Source organism: Dyadobacter chenwenxiniae (genome assembly GCF_022869785.1).
Classification (GTDB): domain Bacteria; phylum Bacteroidota; class Bacteroidia; order Cytophagales; family Spirosomataceae; genus Dyadobacter; species Dyadobacter chenwenxiniae.
On sequence record NZ_CP094997.1, the window covers coordinates 5,456,380 to 5,474,841 of the forward strand.

Below are 18,462 nucleotides of genomic sequence, written 5' to 3' on the forward strand. Positions count from 1 at the left end.
CAAATACCAAAGTTTTAATACGTTATAAACCGTATGCTTGCATACGATAAGTCAAAAACATATTTTTGAGAATCTTCATCATTTGTAAATAATCACATCATGCCACACGTCGCGCCATTAATTGGGATGGATTTTAACCTCAGCGAAGAACATCAGGCGGTCCGCGAGGCTGCCAGGGATTTTGCTGAAAATCATTTGCTGCCCGGTGTTATTGACAGAGACAATGAACAGAAGTTCAGCCCGGAACTCCTTCGCCAAATGAGTGAGATGGGCTTTATGGGCATGATGGTTTCGCCTGATTACGGCGGCGGAGGCATGGACACGCTCTCCTATGTGATTGCGATGGAAGAGATTTCGAAAGTGGATGCATCAGCGGCAGTGATTATGTCGGTCAACAATTCCCTCGTTTGCTGGGGGCTTGAAAGATTTGGAACCGAAGCACAGAAAGAAAAATATCTCACTCAGCTTGCATCCGGAAAGGTTGTGGGCGCATTTTGCCTCTCCGAGCCCGAAGCAGGTTCTGACGCCACTTCCCAGCATACCACGGCCATTGATATGGGGGACCATTATGTATTAAATGGCACCAAAAACTGGATTACCAGCGGCGGAACGTCGAGCATTTGCCTGGTCATGGCGCAGACCCATCCCGAAAAGCAACACAAAGGGATTAATGCATTCATTGTTGAAAAAGGATCGGAGGGTTTTGTAGTTGGTAAAAAGGAAGATAAAATGGGAATAAGGGCGTCGGACACGCATACGCTTATGTTTACGGATGTGAAGGTTCCCAAGGAGAACCGGCTTGGTGACGATGGTTTCGGCTTTAAATTTGCGATGAGCACATTGAATGGCGGCCGGATCGGCATAGCCGCCCAGGCACTAGGCATTGCGGCTGGCGCATTTGAAATATCCCTGAAATATTCAAAGGAGAGGAAGACTTTTGGCAAGCCGATCAGCGAACATCAGGCAATTCAGTTCAAATTATCCGAAATGGCCACGAAAGTCGAGGCGGCACGGCTGCTCGTATATAAGGCGGCGCGACTGAAAGATGAGGGGAAAGATTACATTCAGGCATCGGCGATGGCGAAACTATATGCGTCCGAAACGGCCATGTGGGTGACAACGGAAGCGGTCCAGGTTCATGGGGGTTATGGTTACGTGAAAGAATATCATGTCGAGCGCTTTATGCGGGATGCAAAAATCACCCAGATTTACGAGGGTACCTCCGAAATCCAAAAACTTATAATTGCCCGAGAGTTACTTAAATAATCGGATTTCGGGCATCACAGTCGATTTATTCGAAATCTTGGATTAAAATGATACAGAAATATCACTTTTTTTCACTTTTTTGTCTGTATATACTTGTATTAGTTTTGTACAATTTATTAGATTTGTACAAAATTTGAAACAACGGTCAAAAGGGCCCTTAAATATATCAAGTATGGAAGACTATAATAAGATTATTGAGTCGCTGGGGGTAAAGTTTGTGAAAGCGCGTCACATCAGAATTTTGCAACCAATTACCATCAAAAACTTTTACGACGTTCAGAATTCACTTACAATTTTATACGACGGTGAAGTTTCTTTTGGTTCAGAAGAATCTCAGAAGGTTGAAGAAGGTGATATGCTGTTCATTCCTGGTGGCAAGCACGCAACCGTAACCTACGGAAACGGACAAACTGCCAAGACCGTTTCGAATGAGGAGTTCATGACCAACCGCGATAATTACATTGAAGCAGGCCATGATCCGGCATTGATCGGGAAATTGCCTAACTCGTTCGGTTTGATTTCTTTTGAAGCAAAAGTTTTCGATACCGTTAACTTTTTCACTTCTCTGGACGTCCCTCCGTTCCTGATTAAAAGAGATGATCAGATCGCAATCACCATCAATCAGATTCTGACAGAAGATATGCTGGATACACCCGGAAAAGGTCGTATCATTAAAATCAAGACGGAAGAGGTTGTTATCGAGATCATTCGCTACATTCTTAAAAACAAATTATTTGTAGAGCAGCTTGTAACGAACAGCACGTATTTCAAAGATCCTCGCCTGATCGACATTTTCGCTTACATTAAGGATAATCTGGGCGGTGATCTTTCGAATAAGGTTTTGGCCAATGTTGCGAACGTATCCGAAGATTACGTTGGACAATATTTCAAAATGCTTACCGGAATCAATCCACAGGATTATATCGAATATCAGCGCATGGAAAAGGCGGTTGATTTGCTTCGTACATCCAAGAAAAGCATCCGCGCGATCGGTTCTGATGTGGGTTACAAAGACACCGCTTACTTCTGCCGTCGTTTTAAAATGATGTTCGGAATTCCTGCTGGCAAAATGCGTCGTCGTGAATCATTGATGAACGTATAGTATTCAGGGATTTTGATAGAAAAAAGAGAGCCGGACCGGTTCTCTTTTTTTCGTTTATACCCAGCCTTATTGAATAGGCGTAAATTGCACAGCAGCAACCTTCCAGCGCCCTCCCGCCTTCACACATACCGACATATAGGAAAGCGCTCCCTGGAAGCCATTATTCTCGATTCTGGCCCGCACGTCCCACATGCCATTGACAAGCACAACATCCCCATATGTTCGTGTGCGTGCCGCAGAAAGCATTCCTGAATCTACAACGATGACACCTTGCGAAACCGCTTGTATCAATGCGCCAGCCTCAACAGGTTGTCCTTGCAAGCCAACCACGCTGAAATCGTTCGAAATGAGGCTTTCCAACGCTTTGGCATCTTCTTCGAGCAGCGCTTTGAAAAATAGATTGGAGCAGTCCAATCCATCCATTGGCTGCACATTTGTAGTTTGGCCTCTGGTAACAAATGAAAAAGCCAATCCCAGGATTATTAATGCTAATTTTTTCATGCAGCGAAGTGTATGGCGTTATCGCTAAAAGTATCAAAACAAATTCACCTCCTGAAATTATATGATTAGATTCGTCTTTGTTTTGGAATTAAAATACGGATAGTTAAATGAATAAGTTGATTACCAAGAGTTTGGTTTTAGCACTGCTTGTGGCCCTTTCCGCCTGCTCCTCACCACCTGACAAGCTAGGAAGTCTGGACCTTGTGAAATGGCGCGGAGACAGAGGCGGTTGCAACAATGTGCGTGTGGGCTTGGAAAAGGATTTTAAAACCGTGGAAGGGCAATTAAAGGGCAAATTTGCAGATGATATAGGTGACTTGCTTGGTCGGCCGGACATTCACCAGCTGGGCGAAAGAAATCAGAAATTCTATGTTTACTTTCTTTCAGAAGGAGAACAGTGCGCTGATATTCAGTCAAAGTCAACTGCGCCAAAAGTTATTTTGAAATTTAACGCTGTGGGATTGCTTAGCGAGATAACTTACCAGTCGAGGCCCTTGTGATCAGAGGTAAAACTTTTTGATCTTAATAAGCTGCTCAACAGGCTCAGGCACGAGATAGCGGATAGATTTACCTTTTTGCAGGCAAGATCTGATGTAAGTTGCAGAAATGTCCAGCAAAGGGGCCTCAACAAATTTTACCGCAGGATGATTGGCAAAAGAATGCGATTTTGAATTCGGGCGTGGATATACGTAAAGACCGGTATATTCCAATATTCTATCGTGGTTTTTCCAATTCGGAAATTGTGCCAGATTGTCTTCTCCCATGATCAGCCGGAACTCGTGCTGCGGAAATTTCTCCTGGATCCGGATCAGTGTATCAATGGTGAAGCTGGGCTTAGGCATATGAAATTCAACGTCAGAGGCCCTGAAAACAGTATTGTCGGAGATGGCGCGCTGAACCAGGTCAAAACGGTCAAATTCATGCAATAAGCTGTTATTTTTCTTGAATGGATTCTGCGGGCTTACTACGAACCAAACCTGTTCCAGATCCGTGGATGTAGCCATAGTATTGGCGATGATCAGGTGGCCGACGTGAATAGGGTTGAATGATCCGAAAAAGAGTCCGATTTTCATTGAATAAAATCCAGAACCAACGCTTCCGCTTTTTTAAGCGTCTCGTTAAGATCATCATTAACGAGGACAACGTCAAATTTATCTTCAAAGCTAAGCTCGTAACGGACTTTGCCAAGACGGGTTTCCAGTGATTTTTCTGTCTCTGTTCCTCGTTCGCTGAGGCGCCGGATAATTTCGGCTTCGGATGAAACTTTCACGAAAACGGCCAGCGCGCTTTCGCGGTAGATTTCCTTCAATTTGAGACCGCCTTTTACGTCCACATCAAAAAGAACCTGTTTGCCTTCATTCCAAAGGCGTTCGATTTCTGTTTTAAAGGTTCCGTAATAATTTCCCGCATAAACCTCTTCCCACTCTGCAAACTCGTTTTTGGCAATGCGGTCCCGGAATTCTTTTTTAGGAATAAAGTAATAATCCTTTCCGTCCACTTCATGGTCACGCCGTTCTCTTGTAGATGCGGAAACAGAGAAAGCCAGAAGGTTGGGATATTTATTTAGAAGATGCCTTACTATTGTAGTTTTTCCAGAACCGGACGGTGCCGAAAATATGATAAGCTTACCTTTCACACGAACAGCATTAACTGTTTATTTTTGATATGATTGTCTTGAGAATGCTCTCTGGGCAAGGCTTTTTTTCAATTTTGAAATTGAGGGAATCCTTGATGCATTTTTCCAGTCTGTACGACTCAATGCAGGGCAGACATTTGTCCATGTTTTCACGAAAATGATCCTTTTCGGCGTCGGTTGCCTCATCATCGAGAATGGCCTGAATTACCTTCATGCATTCAGCGTGATGCTCGCATTTCTGCTTCATGGGTTGTTTTTGCGCTTCTTCAGTTATTGAAGGCGTTGTGGGGGATGCATTCATTATTAAAATGAAAAATAAAGAATAATGGAATATATGTACAGTTGTACCCTATAACCGAAGAGGTTGCAAAAAAAGTTTCACAACCTATGATTCATATCCCATTGAACTTGCGTAACTCTTTAATTTTTCTTTCAATAAGTTACGCGCACGGTGTAACCGGGACCTTACTGTTCCGATCGGGATGTCAAGAATCTTGGCCATTTCCTCATAAGTGAAGCCTTCTATATCACATAGAATAATCACCGTCCGGAAGTCCACCGGCAACGCATTTAATGCATTTGCAACCTCGTCGCCAATTAATTCCTGAACTGCATCAGCCCGGAGATCGACCGTATAAGTTGTATCAGAAGCTTCTTCAGAATTATATGTAGTCTCAACTTCCTGATAATCTACTTTGGACGGCTCTTTACTTTTCTTGCGGTAATCATTTATAAAACTATTCTTAAGAATTCGAAAAAGCCATGCTTTTGCATTGGTTCCCTGTTCGAAAGAAGAGATAAAGCGAAAAGCTTTTAAGTACGTATCCTGAACGAGGTCATTTGCATCGTCTTCGTCCATGGTAAGGCGAAAGGCGAAATTGTACATGGAGTCAATGTGTGGCATGAACTCACGGTTAAAAACTTCATAACGAAGATCATCCGTGTATTCATTAGTCGTGAGCGTTTCTGACATGGCAACTAACATAGGAATGCTGAATTTACAAAGATTAACAACAGCTCCAAATCGTACAAATTAAAATTTGATGAATGGCTTATTGAAGCTACTTAACAGCCATATTTTCACGATAAAAATTAAATCAACATGGAACCGCTTCCTAAAATATTCCAAATTGAATTGCCTCCTGCCGTATTTAATGTATCAACATCAAATTTCGAGCCACCGGGCTTTCGTGTCAAAATGTCATATTCAACGTTTGGAAAAAAGTTCCAGGAGGATAATAAGAAGCGTAGTGAACAGCGCGCTTGCGCCAATGCGGATGAGGGTATAAATGATCATTCCAAAATGATTGATCTCGATCAGAAAGAGTAGAGAATGGTGTAGCAGTATCAGCGGTAACACATAACCAAGGAATGCGCCAAGTCCCTGCGCCCGGATCCCAACCTCGGCTCTTTCTGCGCCTCTGGATTTCATTTGGTAATGAATAAGGAAAGGTCTCAGGTAAGCGATCAAAACAGTGGCGGCAGCATGCATCCCGAAAGTGTTGGAAAATACGTCCACGGTGAACCCAATGCCGAATGCGATGAGTAACAGATACATTCTGTCAATGTCAGCAGGAAGCAAAAGCACACCCGCAATGTAGATAAAACAGAAGGCGTAATTAAACAATACGACATTCCGCATGAAGAAGATCTGCAGGAACAGGTACAGCAGGATCATCAGGGAATATTGTATCGCCTCTCGTAAACTCATTTGGTATTTATCGTACGTAATTTAAGACTATCCTGTTCCCCAAGTTGTTGATTTTGTACCACATAAACGTAAGAGAGATTTCGAAAATCGGTAGCCAGCCTTAGTGTAATGTTGTAAAATGTCTGGTTAGGATGCACCGTAACCGTTTCGACACGACCCACCATGATGCCCGGAGGGAACACGGAGTTCTGGTCGGAGGTAACCGCAGAATCTCCTTTGAAGATCTTGGTATACTTCGAAACGTCTATCATATCAATGATATTCGGGTCCTTTCCAGGCCATTTGGCATAACCAATTTCCTTGCTGCGCACCAGCTTGGACGAAACCATAAACTGTGAATGCAGAATAGAGGTCACAACCGAGTAATTATCAGAACAGAAACGCACCTTACCAACCACCCCTGTTGCAGAAATGACGCCCATTCCAGGCTTGATCCCATCCGAAGTTCCCTTATCGATCGTCAGCACATTATTGGTTTTATTCGTCTCATTATCAACAACCTTCGCCACAGTGAATGTAAAGCGTGATGCGAACGAGGAGTCCGGAACATAACCTGCCGGTGAATCGATGGGTTTCGTCTGGGTTAATGCGGTTACCGTTGCCCTGAGCCGTGCGTTTTCATTGGCCAGAGCTGAGTTCACCTCATCCAGTTTAGTGTATTGTCTTGCAGAGTTGGAAAATGCTAATGTTTTGGCAACGTAATAGTTGGAAGTGTTGAAATAAGTGGCACCCCAGTAAGTGTTACTGCGCACAATCAACCAGACACTGAGCACTTCCAGCAAGATAAAAACCAAAAAGAAACGATTCCGGACAACGAAATCAACGAGTTGGAGCATGGGCTTACATGTTCACATTGTGAACGATCCAATACTACGAAATCAGTACAGGCTTGTATAATTCAAGATTTTTGAGGACTTCTCCTGTGCCTTTTACAACAGCCTTTAACGGATCATCTGCAATGTGTACAGGAAGTTTGGTTTTTTGTGCAATACGTCGGTCAAGGCCGTGAATAAGTGCCCCTCCGCCAGTTAGATAAATACCATTTTTGAAAATATCCGCTGAAAGTTCAGGTGGAGAAATTTCAAGTGCCTTCATGACACCTTCCTCGATTTTTGAGATAGACTTATCAAGAGAATACGCGATTTCGCTATAAGTAACGCGTATTTCTTTCGGAATTCCGGTCATTAAGTCACGTCCACGGATCTGGTAATCGTCCAATGGAATTTCCAGTTCAGGAGAAGCAGAACCAATGGCCATTTTAATTAACTCAGCAGAGCGCTCGCCGATCAGCAAATTGTGCTCACGACGCATATAATCCACAATATCTCTCGTAAATACATCACCTGCAATGCGCACTGACTGCTCACAAACAATCCCGGATAATGCTATAACAGCGATTTCAGTCGTTCCGCCGCCGATATCGACGATCATGACACCATTAGGCTGTGTAATGTCAATCCCGATCCCGATAGCAGCTGCGATCGGCTCGTGAACCATGTATACTTCCTTTGCGCCGGCATGCTCGCATGAGTCCTTAACCGCACGTTTTTCAACCTCTGTAATCCCCGAAGGAATGCAAACTACCATGCGGTGTGAAGGCGTAAAAAAACGGCTGCCGGTATCGATCATTTTGATCATACCACGAATCATCATTTCAGCAGCAGTAAAGTCGGCAATTACACCGTCTTTAAGTGGGCGGATTGTTTTGATATTCTCGTTGGTCTTCTCATGCATTTGCATAGCTGTGTGTCCGATAGCCAAAACTTTGCCTGTGGTTTTGTCCATGGCAATGATCGAAGGCTCGTCAACAACTACTGTATCTTTATGGATGATGAGGGTATTGGCAGTACCCAAATCGATCGCTATATCGCTCGTCAAAAAATCAAACAATCCCATATATTTTTTTAAAATTTTCGCTCACTTTGATTTCAGGATGGCAAAATTACAGATTATTAACCACAAACAAAGGCATTTAAAAAATTTCGGCATATGGCCGTTTTAGCCCTGAAAACGGCTGTTACGACGCGTTGTAGAATAGAATTTACAAAACCTGTGTACCTTTGTTTTTACTATGGGAATCAGAGCACTATTGAGTGAGCCGCTGGCTCGATACATCGTACAGCAACAACAAGATTGGATCTCACGAAGCGTCGAAGTGCAGGAAAAATGGAGGAAGGATTTGGTAAAAAAAGCCTTGCATACGCAGTTCGGGAAAGACCATTTTTTCAAAGACATTAACTCCTATTCCGACTTCCGGGAAGCGGTGCCGGTTCATGATTATGAAGACCTTCATATTTATATTGATAAGGTCAAAAACGGTGAAGAAGACATTCTCTGGCCAGGAAAACCACTATATTTTGCCAAAACGTCAGGCACAACATCCGGGACAAAATATATTCCCATTTCCAGGGACTCGATTTCAAACCATATTGACTCCGCCCGTAATGCCATTTTGACGTATATAGCGGAGACAAAAAAAGCGCAGTTTCTTGATAAAAAGCTCATTTTTCTATCAGGAAGCCCGGTGCTGACAGAGACCGGCGGCGTACTGACAGGGCGGTTGTCAGGTATTTCCAATCACCACGTGCCGGGTTACCTGAAATCAAACCAGATGCCGAGTTACGAAACCAACTGCATTGAAGATTGGGAGACGAAATTGGACAAAATCATCGACGAAACGCTCGATCAGCCCATGTCATTGATCTCAGGCATTCCGCCCTGGGTGCAGATGTATTTCGACAAGATTACCGAAAGAACAGGCAAAAAAATCAAAGACGTTTTTCCTGATTTTTCACTTTTCATTTACGGGGGCGTCAATTTTGAGCCTTACAGGGCCAAATTGTTCGAATCCATCGGCAAACGAATTGACTCGATTGAGCTCTACCCTGCTTCCGAAGGATTTTTTGCCTACCAAAATTCCCAGCAAGACGACGGCTTGCTTCTGCTCTTGGACACCGGGATTTTCTACGAATTTATTCCTGTTGAAAACTTTTTTGACGAAAAACCAAAGCGGTTATCCATCGGTGAGGTTGAAATTGGCCAGAACTATGCGGTGATCGTTAATAACAATGCTGGTTTATGGGGTTATTCGCTGGGCGACACAGTCAGGTTTGTCTCGTTAAATCCTTATAAAATTCTGGTTACGGGAAGGATCAAGCATTTCATATCTGCATTTGGCGAGCACGTGATTGGTGAAGAGATTGAAAAAGCCTTGCGTTATGCGATGGAACGGCATCCGGAGGTCGAGGTGATCGAGTTTACGGTTGCGCCTATGGTAAATTCGGAAAATGGAGGGCTTCCTTATCATGAATGGTTAGTGGAATTCGCTGTTGAGCCTAATAACAAGGAACAATTCGTGGCCGACATTGATAGAAGGCTTACCGAACTCAACATCTATTATAAGGATTTGATCAAAGGCAGCATTTTGAAAACATTGGAATTGGTGCCCTTGCGTAAAAACTCGTTTATAGACTTTATGCGCGCCAATGGCAAACTAGGCGGCCAGAACAAAGTGCCGAGACTGGCGAACGACCGAAAAATTGCGGACGAGCTGATCAACATTAACCGGCAGTAATTTAACCTAAGCATCAGGATGAAAAAAAATATAGCGATTCTAGGATCAACGGGTTCGATCGGGACGCAGGCATTGGAAGTGATTGAAGCGAATCCTGAGATTTTTTCGGTTACCGTTCTTACTGCGCAGGATAATGCAGATCTGCTGATCGAACAGGCAGTGAAGTTTCTGCCAAAAGAAGTGGTTATCGGCAATAAAAAGCTTCTTGAAAAGGTAAAATCTGCACTCTCAGCCTATCACATTAAGGTTTATAGTGGCATTGAAGCATTGGTTTCCGTTGTGGAAACGGATGATATTGACACGGTGCTTACGGCAATGGTCGGTTATGCAGGCCTTTTGCCAACCATTCACGCCATTAAAGCAGGAAAGGACATTGCACTGGCTAATAAAGAAACGCTGGTTGTGGCGGGAGAACTCATAACAGGACTTGCAAAACAATACGGCGTCAACATTTATCCGGTCGACTCTGAGCATTCTGCCATTTTCCAATGCCTGGTTGGGGAAGAGGCGAATAAGATCGAAAAGATCATATTAACCGCCTCTGGCGGGCCGTTTCGTGGCAAAGACCGTGCATATCTGGCCAATGTTACCAAGGAGCAAGCATTAAAGCATCCGAATTGGAGCATGGGCGCAAAAATTACCATTGATTCGGCTACGCTGATGAACAAAGGCCTGGAAGTGATCGAGGCCAAATGGTTATTTGATCTAGAAGCGTCACAGATAGACGTCATCGTTCACCCGCAAAGCATTATCCACTCGCTTGTGCAATTCGAAGACGGCAGCATCAAAGCGCAAATGGGGCTGCCTGATATGAAACTCCCGATCCAATACGCCTTGCGTTATCCGGCCCGTCTGAAATCGGCCTTCCCCAGGTTTAATTTTACCGATTATCCCTCCTTAACCTTCGAAAAGCCGGATCTTGACACTTTCAGGAACCTTGCCATTGCTTATGAAGTGTTGGAAAAAGGAGGAAATGCAGCCTGCATTATCAATGCGGCCAATGAAATTGCGGTAGAAGCGTTTCTTCGGGGTAAGATCGGATTTCTTGAAATTTCTGATCTTATCATTGAAAGCCTTGCCAAAATATCCTACATTTCCACCCCGACGTATTCCGATTACGTTCAAACAAATGAGGCGACAAGGCGTTTTGCTTCCGAACTGATTCAGGTAAAAGTTTAATGAAAACCACCTTTCTAAAATACTTATCAGTAGCGCTTGCCAGCACGCTAAAATTTTTCGGCGGCCCCATTGCAGGCGTTGTATTGAAATTAACCTGGATTGAAACAGCCATATGCTCAGCAATAGGCATGATGTTCAGCGTGCTAATTCTCACTTATGTAGGCGGCGCAATTCAGGATTTTATCAAAAAGAGGAGAAAAACACCGCCGAAGAAATTCAGTCGGACTAATCGCATTGCAGTAAATATCTGGAAGCGTTTTGGCATCATAGGCATTGCGTTTCTTACGCCACCATTGTTTACGCCACTTTTCGGGCCAATCTTAGCAGTCGCTTTCAAAGTGCCGCGCGCGTCGATTTTCTTGTGGATGTCCACAAGCGCTATCATTTGGGGGTTAGCCATTTCTTACATTGCGCATAAAATGACTTTTATCCAGGAATGGATCAAATAAATTGCGTGTGACGGCCACCGGCTAACGAATAGCGGCTAACGTTTAGCGCCTGAGGATCAGCGGCTGATCCTCAGCGGCTGATCCTCAGCGGCTGACTTCCTTCTTCGGAGCAGTGGATTTCTTCATGAAATCGCCTTGTGAGAAGTATTTTTCAATAAGGCAATACATTAAAATGAAGAAGTAGCGGCTTCCCATTTCTTTAATTTTCAACTTAGATTCGCCGTATTTGCGATTTGTCCAGCTATTCGGCACAACAGCATAATTGTAGCCGCGCACCATTGCTTTCAGGGGAAGTTCAATAGTCAGATTGAAGTGAGGCGCCAGAAACGGCTTTATTCCATCGATAGTTTCTCTTTTATAGAGTTTAAAAGCGTTGGTTGTGTCATTGTATTTGATGCCCATCACCATCTTTACAATAAAATTCGCAACCCGGTTGATTACTTTTTTCAACGCCGGATAATCGACCACTTTTCCGCCTTTTTCCCATCTGGATCCAAAAACACAATCATAATCACCGTCCAGCATTTTGTAATAATATTTTACCAAATCCTCCGGATCATCGGACATATCAGCCATGAAAACAGCGACACAATCACCTTTGAAGCGCTCTAATCCATATCTTACGGCATAACCGAAGCCGTTAGGGCCAGGATTTGTGTAGTAAACCAATGTTGGGATTTGAAGGGATAGTTCGTCCAGCACACGAAGTGTTCCGTCTTTGGAATTATCGTTTGTGACGCAGATTTCGTGCGGAATATTGTATTTATTTAATGTTTGGTGCAGCGATGTCAGAGTGTGTGTAATCGATTCCTCCTCATTATATGCTGGTATTACGACGCTTAGCTTCATGGATTGCAGTTGTTGAGAACAGTACAAATTAAAGATTATTAATTCTAACTGCCAATTTTTTCAAATAAGGATAGCTGCTCGTCGTAGCGCGCCAATGTCTTTGAGACGATTGGATCATATTTATGGTCCAGCCATCTATTGACATTCTCAAACATATCCCGCCTGTTCTGCCAAAATTTCTGATTTGTATTCGAGTGAACATTGCTAAGCCCCGCGCTATGCTTGCGATACACACCCATAGGCTCAGGGAAATAACCAATTTTGCCTTGCGCCGCCAGCTGAATAATCACCGCCCAGTCGCCCGCTGCCGCTTTTGCATGCCAGTCTGCAAAGTCGTTTTGGAGAAAATGATTCCTATAAACCCAACTTGCAGTCGCCATAAACCACTTGTCTTCCAAAATATCTTCAATAGTCGAGACTAATTTTTGATCCGGAGCATTAAAAAAATGTTCTGGCGACCCATCTTCGTAGGTCACCAGAACATTATGATGGGATATAGCAAATTCCGGATTCGCATCAAGAAAGTCAACTTGTTTTTGCAGTTTCAACGGATCAGTCCAATAGTCATCACCCTCACACATGGCCACATATTCGCCTTTACAAGCTTTCAACAGTTGCAGCACATTATTCCGCCCCGCAAACTCCCGCGGCTCCTTAGGCCCCTGATTTTCAGAATGCAAAAATGCCCGAATCGTTCCCGGGTTTTTCTCTTGATATTCCCGGATAATAGCAGGTGTCGCATCCGTAGAAGCATCATCCCCAATCACAATCTCAAAATCAAAATTCGTAACCTGCATCAAAGCCCCATCAAGCATCTGCTTAATGTAGTTTTCATGATTAAATGCAGGAACGCAAACGGAAAGTTTCATTTTCAGCTAAAAACCTCTTTCAATTGCTCCACACTTGGGAAATTTGGCGTTACAAGCTCAGTTTCCGGCTTGTAAATGTATGCCATTGGATAGCCTCTTTCTATGAATGTGGGCTCGTCCAGGTTGTTGTAGCGGAGTTGTACAGACCAGCGGATGTTGTTGGTAATGTTGTTGCCGGATTGATGGATCAGGAACGCAGAGAAGACGAGAATGTCGCCGACTTTGAATTCGGTTTGAACAAAATCCTCTTCTTTTAATGATGACGTTATTCCGCCCTGGTAACCTGATGTGGTTGATTCCTGTAAACCGATTTTGTGGCTGCCTGGAATTACTTGCAAAGCGCCGATATCCGCGCCGGCGTCAACCATTGGGAACCAGATTACGGTGCTGTCCAGCGAGCCCTGGCCTGTGCGCCAGTCCTGGTGCGCGTCCAGTTTCCAGTGTTTGCTGCCGTCTTTTGACAAGAAACGGCTGTTAAACTGCATTGCGGCTCTCGCGCCGATGATCGGGCTGGAAAGACCTACTTGTTTTAGGATGTCTTCAATTTTTGGATCAAGTCCCAGTTTGTGCAGCGAAAATGTATGCTGAACCGTTTTTCCTGTGTTCACAAACGCATTGAAGTCTTTTTCAAAAAACTCAAACATTGCATTCTCAAACTCGTCGCGGTTGTCGATATCCGGCGTTTTACCGGTGACATGCTTGATTTGGGTTGCGAATATTTTTCTTGCGTCCGTATAGATGTTATTGACAACGTCTTTGTCCAAAAAATCTCTTAAAAGGACATAGCCGTCATTGTTGAATTGTTCCTGCAGTGTGCTCATTTGTATGACACTTTATGTGGTTTGAAAAAAATTGAGAACCTAATCAGTCAGATAATGTAACCGGCTCTGAATAAGTTCTCAAATTTATGTTTCTGTTGAAATCAAATAAATGACTTTTGTTGCCTTTTAAGCAGATCTTAGTCCTCCCAGACCGCGTAAGCAAATCCGGCAGCACCAAAGCCATTGCCATTGTAAAGCAGATATTTCTTGCCGTTATGCTGGTAAAAGTTCGCATAATCGATCATTTGATAATCAAAATCCTCGGGATTATCAGATTTTGCAATTCCTACCAAGTTATCCTTACGCTCCCAATTTGTACCATCCACTGATTCCGCATATCCAAGTCTATAACTCTGATTGCGATCCGTGCGATAATCACGCGTGTGGCGGTAAGAATAGTACATTTTGTAAATCCCATCCTCCTTGAAAACGCTCGGACGGCCTACTGCATGCAGAAAATCGTCAAAGTCAAGCGCAGGAATGTCACTGATTTCCCAACGAATCCCATCCTTGCTCGTTGCGGATTGGCCTCTGTAATAAGGCTCAGGATAATCGTGAATGTATTCGCATTTGTGTCCTGAAATATACCACATCCGCCAGGTGCCGTCGTCGTCGATCAAAACAGAAGGTTGTGCAGCCCAAAGCGGGTTTTGAATGCTGCGGTCCATAATTGGGCCTACAAACATTTTTTTGAACGATATGCCACCATCCGTGCTGACAGCCAGTCCCATTGAAAGTCTGTACGAATTCCAGGTGCGGTTCCAGCCGGTATAATAAAGCCAAATGTCGCCATTTGGACGGTTCACAAACCAGGAAGGCATCGCGCCGGTCTCATCATATTCTCCCGGCCCGCCCAGTTCCAAAATAGGCTTGTCGTGGATGTAAAGGATCTTTTTGGGATCGTCGTAATCTACATCAATGAATGTCGGGCGCGACTGGCCGTCTTTGTCTCTTGACGAAAAATATATGCGTAAAAAATCTTCGTGCTTATATGCAAACGGAACTTGCGCGTGTGACAAACTGTGCGGCAATGTTCCGTCCGGCTTATATATAACTCCTTTTTTAACCCACATGTAATGATAATGTTATTGATTAATCAACCGCCTTTTCAGCGCGTAAACGCCAGTTGTCTACGAAATCCTTGCCTGGAATCGGCAAGTCGATGTCCACTTCCGGAGCATTTGCTGTAACCCTGTATTCCATCACATAAAAAGCATTTCCAAACACATAATGCAATTTGAAATTCTCAATGTTGGCAGGAACGTCTTCCAGAGGCACTTCGGCACGGAAAAGCGGATTGGCTTTTAATAATGTAGCGTAAGTAGGCGTGTTGCGTAACCAAGGCGCAATGCTTTCGTCGCCTACAACCACTTTTCCGCCTGGGCGAACAACGCGGGTAAGCTCATCGAATGCGCGTTTTCTTTCAGAGAATGTATTAATGCCTCCAAAATGAAAAACAGCATCAAAAGTATCGTCAGGGAATGGCAGGTAAGAACCGTTTCCAAGGAAATAATGCACATTAACATCTTCCGTTGAAAGTTTTTCCTGCGCTAGTTTCAACATATTTGGAGAAAGATCGGACAGAACTGCTGTTCCGCCTGGTCTTACGCGGTCTAAAATCAATGATGAGTCTTTACCCGTTCCGGCACCAACTTCCAACGCTTTCATGCCCGGCTTCAATTCCATCAGGTCAATGAAAAACTGCCTCGTAGAAGCTTCATCCGAATGATTCAATGTTTCAAAAACCCAGGAAACACCTTTGTCATAGCGAAGAAATGCTTGGTCATACAAATATTGCTCACGCGCATCTTCTGGCAACAACTCTTTGGGATAGAGCATATTGACAATGCCCGTGTCGCCAATTTCATATATTGTTCCGTCTTCACTTTTCAGTGATTTTCCGTCTTCTGCTATTGTTAGTGCGGTTCCTGTAAGCGGACAAACCAACGATTCTAAAAACTCCTTTTGATTCATTTGTGCTTGGCTGATTGATATATATCTGGTCAAAATTACTTTTTTCTTTTGAACAACATTCAATATCAACCCGCTTATTACCAAAAGGGCGGCACATTTGTCTTGTTTCCGGACTGCCGCACGCCAATCTAATTATTCTTACCTTTGAAAGATTTGAATGCTAACAGTCTCTCAGAATAGATTTTCATTGAATTATGTCTCAGCTGCAAGAAAAAATAAAAGCCCTCGCCAAAGATCAATCAGCCGATATTATAGCGCACCGCCGCCATTTACACAGCAACCCTGAATTATCTTTTGAAGAATATAAAACAGCCAAATATGTAGCCGCCGAACTTACGGCCATTGGTTTACAGCCTGAAGAAGGCGTTGCAGGAACCGGTGTTGTAGCGATCATTGAAGGCAGAAATCCTGCGAAACGCGTGGTCGGCTTGCGTGCAGATATGGACGCACTTCCGATTCTGGAAGCCAATGATGTTCCTTACAAATCAACCGTTCCGGGCGTGATGCATGCTTGCGGACACGATGTGCACACATCTTCGCTGCTGGGAACTGCAAGGATTTTGAATCAATTGAAAGAAGAATTTGAAGGGACTATTAAGCTGGTTTTTCAGCCTGCCGAGGAGAAAGCACCGGGCGGGGCTTCATTAATGATTAAGGAAGGTGTTTTGGAAAACCCAAGACCGGCGAGTATGGTCGGCCAGCACGTTGCGCCAAACATTCCCGTTGGTAAAATCGGCTTCCGTGAAGGGATGTACATGGCCAGCACCGACGAACTTTACTTAACTGTAAAAGGAAAAGGCGGTCACGCAGCGGCTCCGCATCAGTTGGTTGATCCCGTTTTAATGGCTTCGCATATCATTGTTGCATTGCAGCAGATCATCAGCCGCAACCGCAATCCTGCAAATCCTGCCGTGCTTTCTTTTGGAAGATTTATTGCGGATGGCGTAACCAATGTTATTCCAAACGAAGTGACCATTCAAGGAACATGGCGTTGCATGGATGAAGAATGGCGGGAAGATGGCTTACGCAGAATGAAAAAAATGGCTGAGAACATTGCCGAAGCCATGGGTGGAAGCTGCGAATTTGAGATTGTAAAAGGTTACCCTTTCCTCAAAAATCATCCTGAACTTACCAGACGTGTCAGAAGCGCAGCCACAAATTACATTGGCGCCGAAAACGTCATTGACCTTGATCTTTGGATGGCAGGTGAAGACTTCGCATTCTATTCGCAGGTTGTGGATTCGTGTTTTTACCGATTAGGAACGCGTAACGAGGAGCGCGGAATCATTTCAGGGGTGCACACGCCCACATTTGACATTGATGAAAGTGCATTGGAAATTTCGACCGGATTAATGTCCTGGCTGGCTATTTCTGAGCTGACCCATGCGGGATATAACGCTTAAAAAAGCTGTTGACTTTCAATGTGATCACACCAAGGATCGCTTCTTTGAAAATTCCTTTTGACATTTTGGAAGCGCCTTTGGTTCTATCTGTGAAAATGATGGGCACTTCCACAATGTCGAAGCCGTATTTCCAGGAGTTGAATTTCATTTCAATCTGAAACGCATAACCGATAAAACGAATGTTGTCCAGATTGATCGTCTTAAGCACTTTGCTCGTGTAGCAGATAAATCCGGCAGTCGGGTCCATGATCTGCATTCCTGTTATCATTCGCACATAATATCCTGCAAAATAGGACATCAAAACCCTGTTAATGGGCCAGTTAACAACATTCACCCCCGTAATGTAACGCGAGCCGATCGCCACGTCGTGACCTTCCACGGCGCAGGCATGATGCAGGCGAATCAGATCTTCCGGCGGGTGCGAAAAGTCCGCATCCATTTCAAAAATATATTCATAACCGCGCTCCATCGCCCATTTGAAGCCATGAATGTATGCCGTTCCGAGACCCAACTTCCCCTTTCTTTCAACCAAATGCAACGAGCCTTCGTATTCTTTCATCAGACCTTTGACAATGGCCGCCGTGCCGTCGGGGGAACCGTCGTCGATGATAAGCACGTGAAATGGTTGAGTTAAGCTAAATACTTTTCGTATGATGGCCTCGACATTCTCGATCTCGTTGTAGGTGGGAATTACTACAATACTATTATTCACAACTGGTGATAGGGTTAAATTAAATGTGTGATTTTCAGAGCTTAATATTATTGGTTTTCTCCCGGATCTCCACATTCTTGTTCACTTTTTCATAGATCCGCGTCATGGTTTCCGGACGGGTCATGTAATAATCGTAGCTTTTGCGATAAGCCACGGTATCCACTTTGTATTTTTTCCAAATGTCGCTTTTGAGCTTGTTAAAGATCATCAGCGATGAATCAAGCGACCGTAGTTGCAAACGGTTCACCCGCGACTCAGCCAAATGAATGTCTGTGAGGATCGTTGCCATTTTCTCTTCGCTCATGGTGTCTTTGGGCGGTTTTTCGTCCTCTACACAGCTTGTTACCAGCAATGTCAGGAGCAAAAAACGGATTATTCCGTTCGGGAAATTGAGTGTCGGACACCTCATAAAACGC

22 protein-coding genes are annotated in these 18,462 nt (G+C 44.1%); 7 read left to right on the forward strand and 15 right to left on the reverse strand.

Features of this window, described 5'->3' with window-relative positions:
- Positions 1 to 126: 126 nt before the first annotated feature.
- Together MUK70_RS23325 and MUK70_RS23330 are read left to right on the forward strand one after the other, a co-directional pair.
- Entirely contained in the window at positions 127 to 1,266 is a 1,140-nt protein-coding gene (locus tag MUK70_RS23325) for an acyl-CoA dehydrogenase (RefSeq protein ID WP_234655390.1), read from the forward strand.
- 172 nt (positions 1,267 to 1,438) lie between these two features.
- Positions 1,439 to 2,368 carry a helix-turn-helix domain-containing protein gene (locus MUK70_RS23330; protein ID WP_082217453.1) on the forward strand — a complete coding sequence of 310 codons (930 nt, stop codon included), beginning with the start codon at positions 1,439 to 1,441 and terminating at the stop codon, positions 2,366 to 2,368.
- 66 nt (positions 2,369 to 2,434) lie between these two features.
- Here MUK70_RS23330 and MUK70_RS23335 read toward each other — a convergent pair whose 3' ends face one another.
- Complete coding sequence (locus MUK70_RS23335) at positions 2,435 to 2,869, reverse strand: nuclear transport factor 2 family protein (RefSeq protein WP_234655336.1); 435 nt, start codon at positions 2,867 to 2,869, stop codon at positions 2,435 to 2,437.
- A gap of 107 nt (positions 2,870 to 2,976) precedes the next feature.
- Between MUK70_RS23335 and MUK70_RS23340 the strand changes: the two genes are divergently transcribed.
- Positions 2,977 to 3,369 carry a hypothetical protein gene (locus MUK70_RS23340; protein ID WP_234655337.1) on the forward strand — a complete coding sequence of 131 codons (393 nt, stop codon included), beginning with the start codon at positions 2,977 to 2,979 and terminating at the stop codon, positions 3,367 to 3,369.
- Here MUK70_RS23340 and nadD read toward each other — a convergent pair whose 3' ends face one another.
- From nadD to MUK70_RS23375, 7 genes are all read right to left on the reverse strand, one after another.
- The gene (gene nadD / locus MUK70_RS23345; protein WP_234655338.1) at positions 3,370 to 3,942 is read right to left on the reverse strand and encodes a nicotinate (nicotinamide) nucleotide adenylyltransferase; all 573 of its coding nucleotides are present in this window, start codon (positions 3,940 to 3,942) and stop codon (positions 3,370 to 3,372) included.
- A complete protein-coding gene (gene gmk, locus MUK70_RS23350) occupies positions 3,939 to 4,505 on the reverse strand; it encodes a guanylate kinase (protein WP_234655339.1) in 567 nt (188 codons plus the stop codon). Before gmk ends, nadD begins: the two co-directional genes overlap by 4 nt.
- Before the next feature lie 10 nt (positions 4,506 to 4,515).
- Positions 4,516 to 4,752, reverse strand: coding sequence for a phosphohydrolase (locus MUK70_RS23355; RefSeq protein ID WP_234655340.1), 237 nt, complete (start codon positions 4,750 to 4,752; stop codon positions 4,516 to 4,518).
- Between the two features lie 138 nt (positions 4,753 to 4,890).
- Positions 4,891 to 5,490, reverse strand: coding sequence for a sigma-70 family RNA polymerase sigma factor (locus tag MUK70_RS23360; RefSeq protein WP_234603557.1), 600 nt, complete (start codon positions 5,488 to 5,490; stop codon positions 4,891 to 4,893).
- 222 nt (positions 5,491 to 5,712) lie between these two features.
- Entirely contained in the window at positions 5,713 to 6,216 is a 504-nt protein-coding gene (locus MUK70_RS23365) for a hypothetical protein (RefSeq protein WP_234603558.1), read from the reverse strand.
- Positions 6,213 to 7,052 (reverse strand): rod shape-determining protein MreC, encoded by an 840-nt coding sequence (gene mreC / locus MUK70_RS23370; RefSeq protein ID WP_234603559.1) that lies wholly within the window; start codon positions 7,050 to 7,052, stop codon positions 6,213 to 6,215. The genes MUK70_RS23365 and mreC overlap by 4 nt, the downstream gene beginning before the upstream one ends.
- A 34-nt stretch (positions 7,053 to 7,086) precedes the next feature.
- On the reverse strand, positions 7,087 to 8,112 hold the full coding sequence (locus MUK70_RS23375) for a rod shape-determining protein (RefSeq protein ID WP_019946014.1): 1,026 nt from the start codon (positions 8,110 to 8,112) through the stop codon (positions 7,087 to 7,089).
- Between the two features lie 175 nt (positions 8,113 to 8,287).
- Between MUK70_RS23375 and MUK70_RS23380 the strand changes: the two genes are divergently transcribed.
- From MUK70_RS23380 to MUK70_RS23390, 3 genes are read left to right on the forward strand one after another with little or no spacing between them, the layout of a single operon-like run.
- Positions 8,288 to 9,790 carry a GH3 auxin-responsive promoter family protein gene (locus MUK70_RS23380; protein ID WP_234655341.1) on the forward strand — a complete coding sequence of 501 codons (1,503 nt, stop codon included), beginning with the start codon at positions 8,288 to 8,290 and terminating at the stop codon, positions 9,788 to 9,790.
- A gap of 18 nt (positions 9,791 to 9,808) precedes the next feature.
- Positions 9,809 to 10,969 (forward strand): 1-deoxy-D-xylulose-5-phosphate reductoisomerase, encoded by a 1,161-nt coding sequence (locus MUK70_RS23385; RefSeq protein ID WP_234655342.1) that lies wholly within the window; start codon positions 9,809 to 9,811, stop codon positions 10,967 to 10,969.
- Positions 10,969 to 11,418 carry a hypothetical protein gene (locus MUK70_RS23390; RefSeq protein WP_234603562.1) on the forward strand — a complete coding sequence of 150 codons (450 nt, stop codon included), beginning with the start codon at positions 10,969 to 10,971 and terminating at the stop codon, positions 11,416 to 11,418. The genes MUK70_RS23385 and MUK70_RS23390 overlap by 1 nt, the downstream gene beginning before the upstream one ends.
- 84 nt (positions 11,419 to 11,502) lie before the next feature.
- On the opposite strand, the gene MUK70_RS23395 is transcribed toward MUK70_RS23390, so the two are convergent.
- The 5 genes from MUK70_RS23395 to MUK70_RS23415 form a co-directional block, all read right to left on the reverse strand.
- Positions 11,503 to 12,267: a glycosyltransferase family 2 protein gene (locus MUK70_RS23395; RefSeq protein WP_234603563.1), complete on the reverse strand. Its 765-nt coding sequence runs from the start codon at positions 12,265 to 12,267 to the stop codon at positions 11,503 to 11,505.
- Positions 12,268 to 12,311: 44 nt separating this feature from the next.
- A complete protein-coding gene (locus MUK70_RS23400; protein ID WP_234655343.1) occupies positions 12,312 to 13,136 on the reverse strand; it encodes a glycosyltransferase family 2 protein in 825 nt (274 codons plus the stop codon).
- A gap of 2 nt (positions 13,137 to 13,138) precedes the next feature.
- Positions 13,139 to 13,957: a phytanoyl-CoA dioxygenase family protein gene (locus MUK70_RS23405; protein ID WP_234616239.1), complete on the reverse strand. Its 819-nt coding sequence runs from the start codon at positions 13,955 to 13,957 to the stop codon at positions 13,139 to 13,141.
- A 137-nt stretch (positions 13,958 to 14,094) separates the two neighbouring features.
- Positions 14,095 to 15,030 (reverse strand): glycoside hydrolase family protein, encoded by a 936-nt coding sequence (locus tag MUK70_RS23410; protein WP_234603565.1) that lies wholly within the window; start codon positions 15,028 to 15,030, stop codon positions 14,095 to 14,097.
- A gap of 19 nt (positions 15,031 to 15,049) precedes the next feature.
- The gene (locus tag MUK70_RS23415) at positions 15,050 to 15,931 is read right to left on the reverse strand and encodes a class I SAM-dependent methyltransferase (RefSeq protein ID WP_234655344.1); all 882 of its coding nucleotides are present in this window, start codon (positions 15,929 to 15,931) and stop codon (positions 15,050 to 15,052) included.
- 194 nt (positions 15,932 to 16,125) lie between these two features.
- On the opposite strand from MUK70_RS23415, the gene MUK70_RS23420 reads away from it, so the two are divergent.
- Entirely contained in the window at positions 16,126 to 17,334 is a 1,209-nt protein-coding gene (locus tag MUK70_RS23420) for a M20 metallopeptidase family protein (RefSeq protein ID WP_234655345.1), read from the forward strand.
- Here MUK70_RS23420 and MUK70_RS23425 read toward each other — a convergent pair.
- On the reverse strand, positions 17,297 to 18,046 hold the full coding sequence (locus MUK70_RS23425; protein ID WP_234603567.1) for a polyprenol monophosphomannose synthase: 750 nt from the start codon (positions 18,044 to 18,046) through the stop codon (positions 17,297 to 17,299). The two genes, MUK70_RS23420 and MUK70_RS23425, sit on opposite strands and share 38 nt — an antisense overlap.
- Before the next feature lie 34 nt (positions 18,047 to 18,080).
- Positions 18,081 to 18,455 carry a DUF4296 domain-containing protein gene (locus MUK70_RS23430; protein WP_234603568.1) on the reverse strand — a complete coding sequence of 125 codons (375 nt, stop codon included), beginning with the start codon at positions 18,453 to 18,455 and terminating at the stop codon, positions 18,081 to 18,083.
- Positions 18,456 to 18,462: the final 7 nt, after the last annotated feature.

Bases quoted from the DNA above. Each gene is read 5' to 3' on its own strand.
- MUK70_RS23325 (WP_234655390.1), top strand. From the start codon at position 127: ATGGATTTTAACCTCAGCGAAGAACATCAGGCGGTCCGCGAGGCTGCC.
- MUK70_RS23330 (WP_082217453.1), top strand. From the start codon at position 1,439: ATGGAAGACTATAATAAGATTATTGAGTCGCTGGGGGTAAAGTTTGTG.
- MUK70_RS23335 (WP_234655336.1), bottom strand. From the start codon at position 2,869: ATGAAAAAATTAGCATTAATAATCCTGGGATTGGCTTTTTCATTTGTT.
- MUK70_RS23340 (WP_234655337.1), top strand. From the start codon at position 2,977: ATGAATAAGTTGATTACCAAGAGTTTGGTTTTAGCACTGCTTGTGGCC.
- nadD (WP_234655338.1), bottom strand. From the start codon at position 3,942: ATGAAAATCGGACTCTTTTTCGGATCATTCAACCCTATTCACGTCGGC.
- MUK70_RS23355 (WP_234655340.1), bottom strand. From the start codon at position 4,752: ATGAAGCAGAAATGCGAGCATCACGCTGAATGCATGAAGGTAATTCAG.
- MUK70_RS23360 (WP_234603557.1), bottom strand. From the start codon at position 5,490: ATGTTAGTTGCCATGTCAGAAACGCTCACGACTAATGAATACACGGAT.
- MUK70_RS23365 (WP_234603558.1), bottom strand. From the start codon at position 6,216: ATGAGTTTACGAGAGGCGATACAATATTCCCTGATGATCCTGCTGTAC.
- mreC (WP_234603559.1), bottom strand. From the start codon at position 7,052: ATGCTCCAACTCGTTGATTTCGTTGTCCGGAATCGTTTCTTTTTGGTT.
- MUK70_RS23375 (WP_019946014.1), bottom strand. From the start codon at position 8,112: ATGGGATTGTTTGATTTTTTGACGAGCGATATAGCGATCGATTTGGGT.
- MUK70_RS23380 (WP_234655341.1), top strand. From the start codon at position 8,288: ATGGGAATCAGAGCACTATTGAGTGAGCCGCTGGCTCGATACATCGTA.
- MUK70_RS23385 (WP_234655342.1), top strand. From the start codon at position 9,809: ATGAAAAAAAATATAGCGATTCTAGGATCAACGGGTTCGATCGGGACG.
- MUK70_RS23390 (WP_234603562.1), top strand. From the start codon at position 10,969: ATGAAAACCACCTTTCTAAAATACTTATCAGTAGCGCTTGCCAGCACG.
- MUK70_RS23395 (WP_234603563.1), bottom strand. From the start codon at position 12,267: ATGAAGCTAAGCGTCGTAATACCAGCATATAATGAGGAGGAATCGATT.
- MUK70_RS23400 (WP_234655343.1), bottom strand. From the start codon at position 13,136: ATGAAACTTTCCGTTTGCGTTCCTGCATTTAATCATGAAAACTACATT.
- MUK70_RS23405 (WP_234616239.1), bottom strand. From the start codon at position 13,957: ATGAGCACACTGCAGGAACAATTCAACAATGACGGCTATGTCCTTTTA.
- MUK70_RS23410 (WP_234603565.1), bottom strand. From the start codon at position 15,030: ATGTGGGTTAAAAAAGGAGTTATATATAAGCCGGACGGAACATTGCCG.
- MUK70_RS23415 (WP_234655344.1), bottom strand. From the start codon at position 15,931: ATGAATCAAAAGGAGTTTTTAGAATCGTTGGTTTGTCCGCTTACAGGA.
- MUK70_RS23420 (WP_234655345.1), top strand. From the start codon at position 16,126: ATGTCTCAGCTGCAAGAAAAAATAAAAGCCCTCGCCAAAGATCAATCA.
- MUK70_RS23430 (WP_234603568.1), bottom strand. From the start codon at position 18,455: ATGAGGTGTCCGACACTCAATTTCCCGAACGGAATAATCCGTTTTTTG.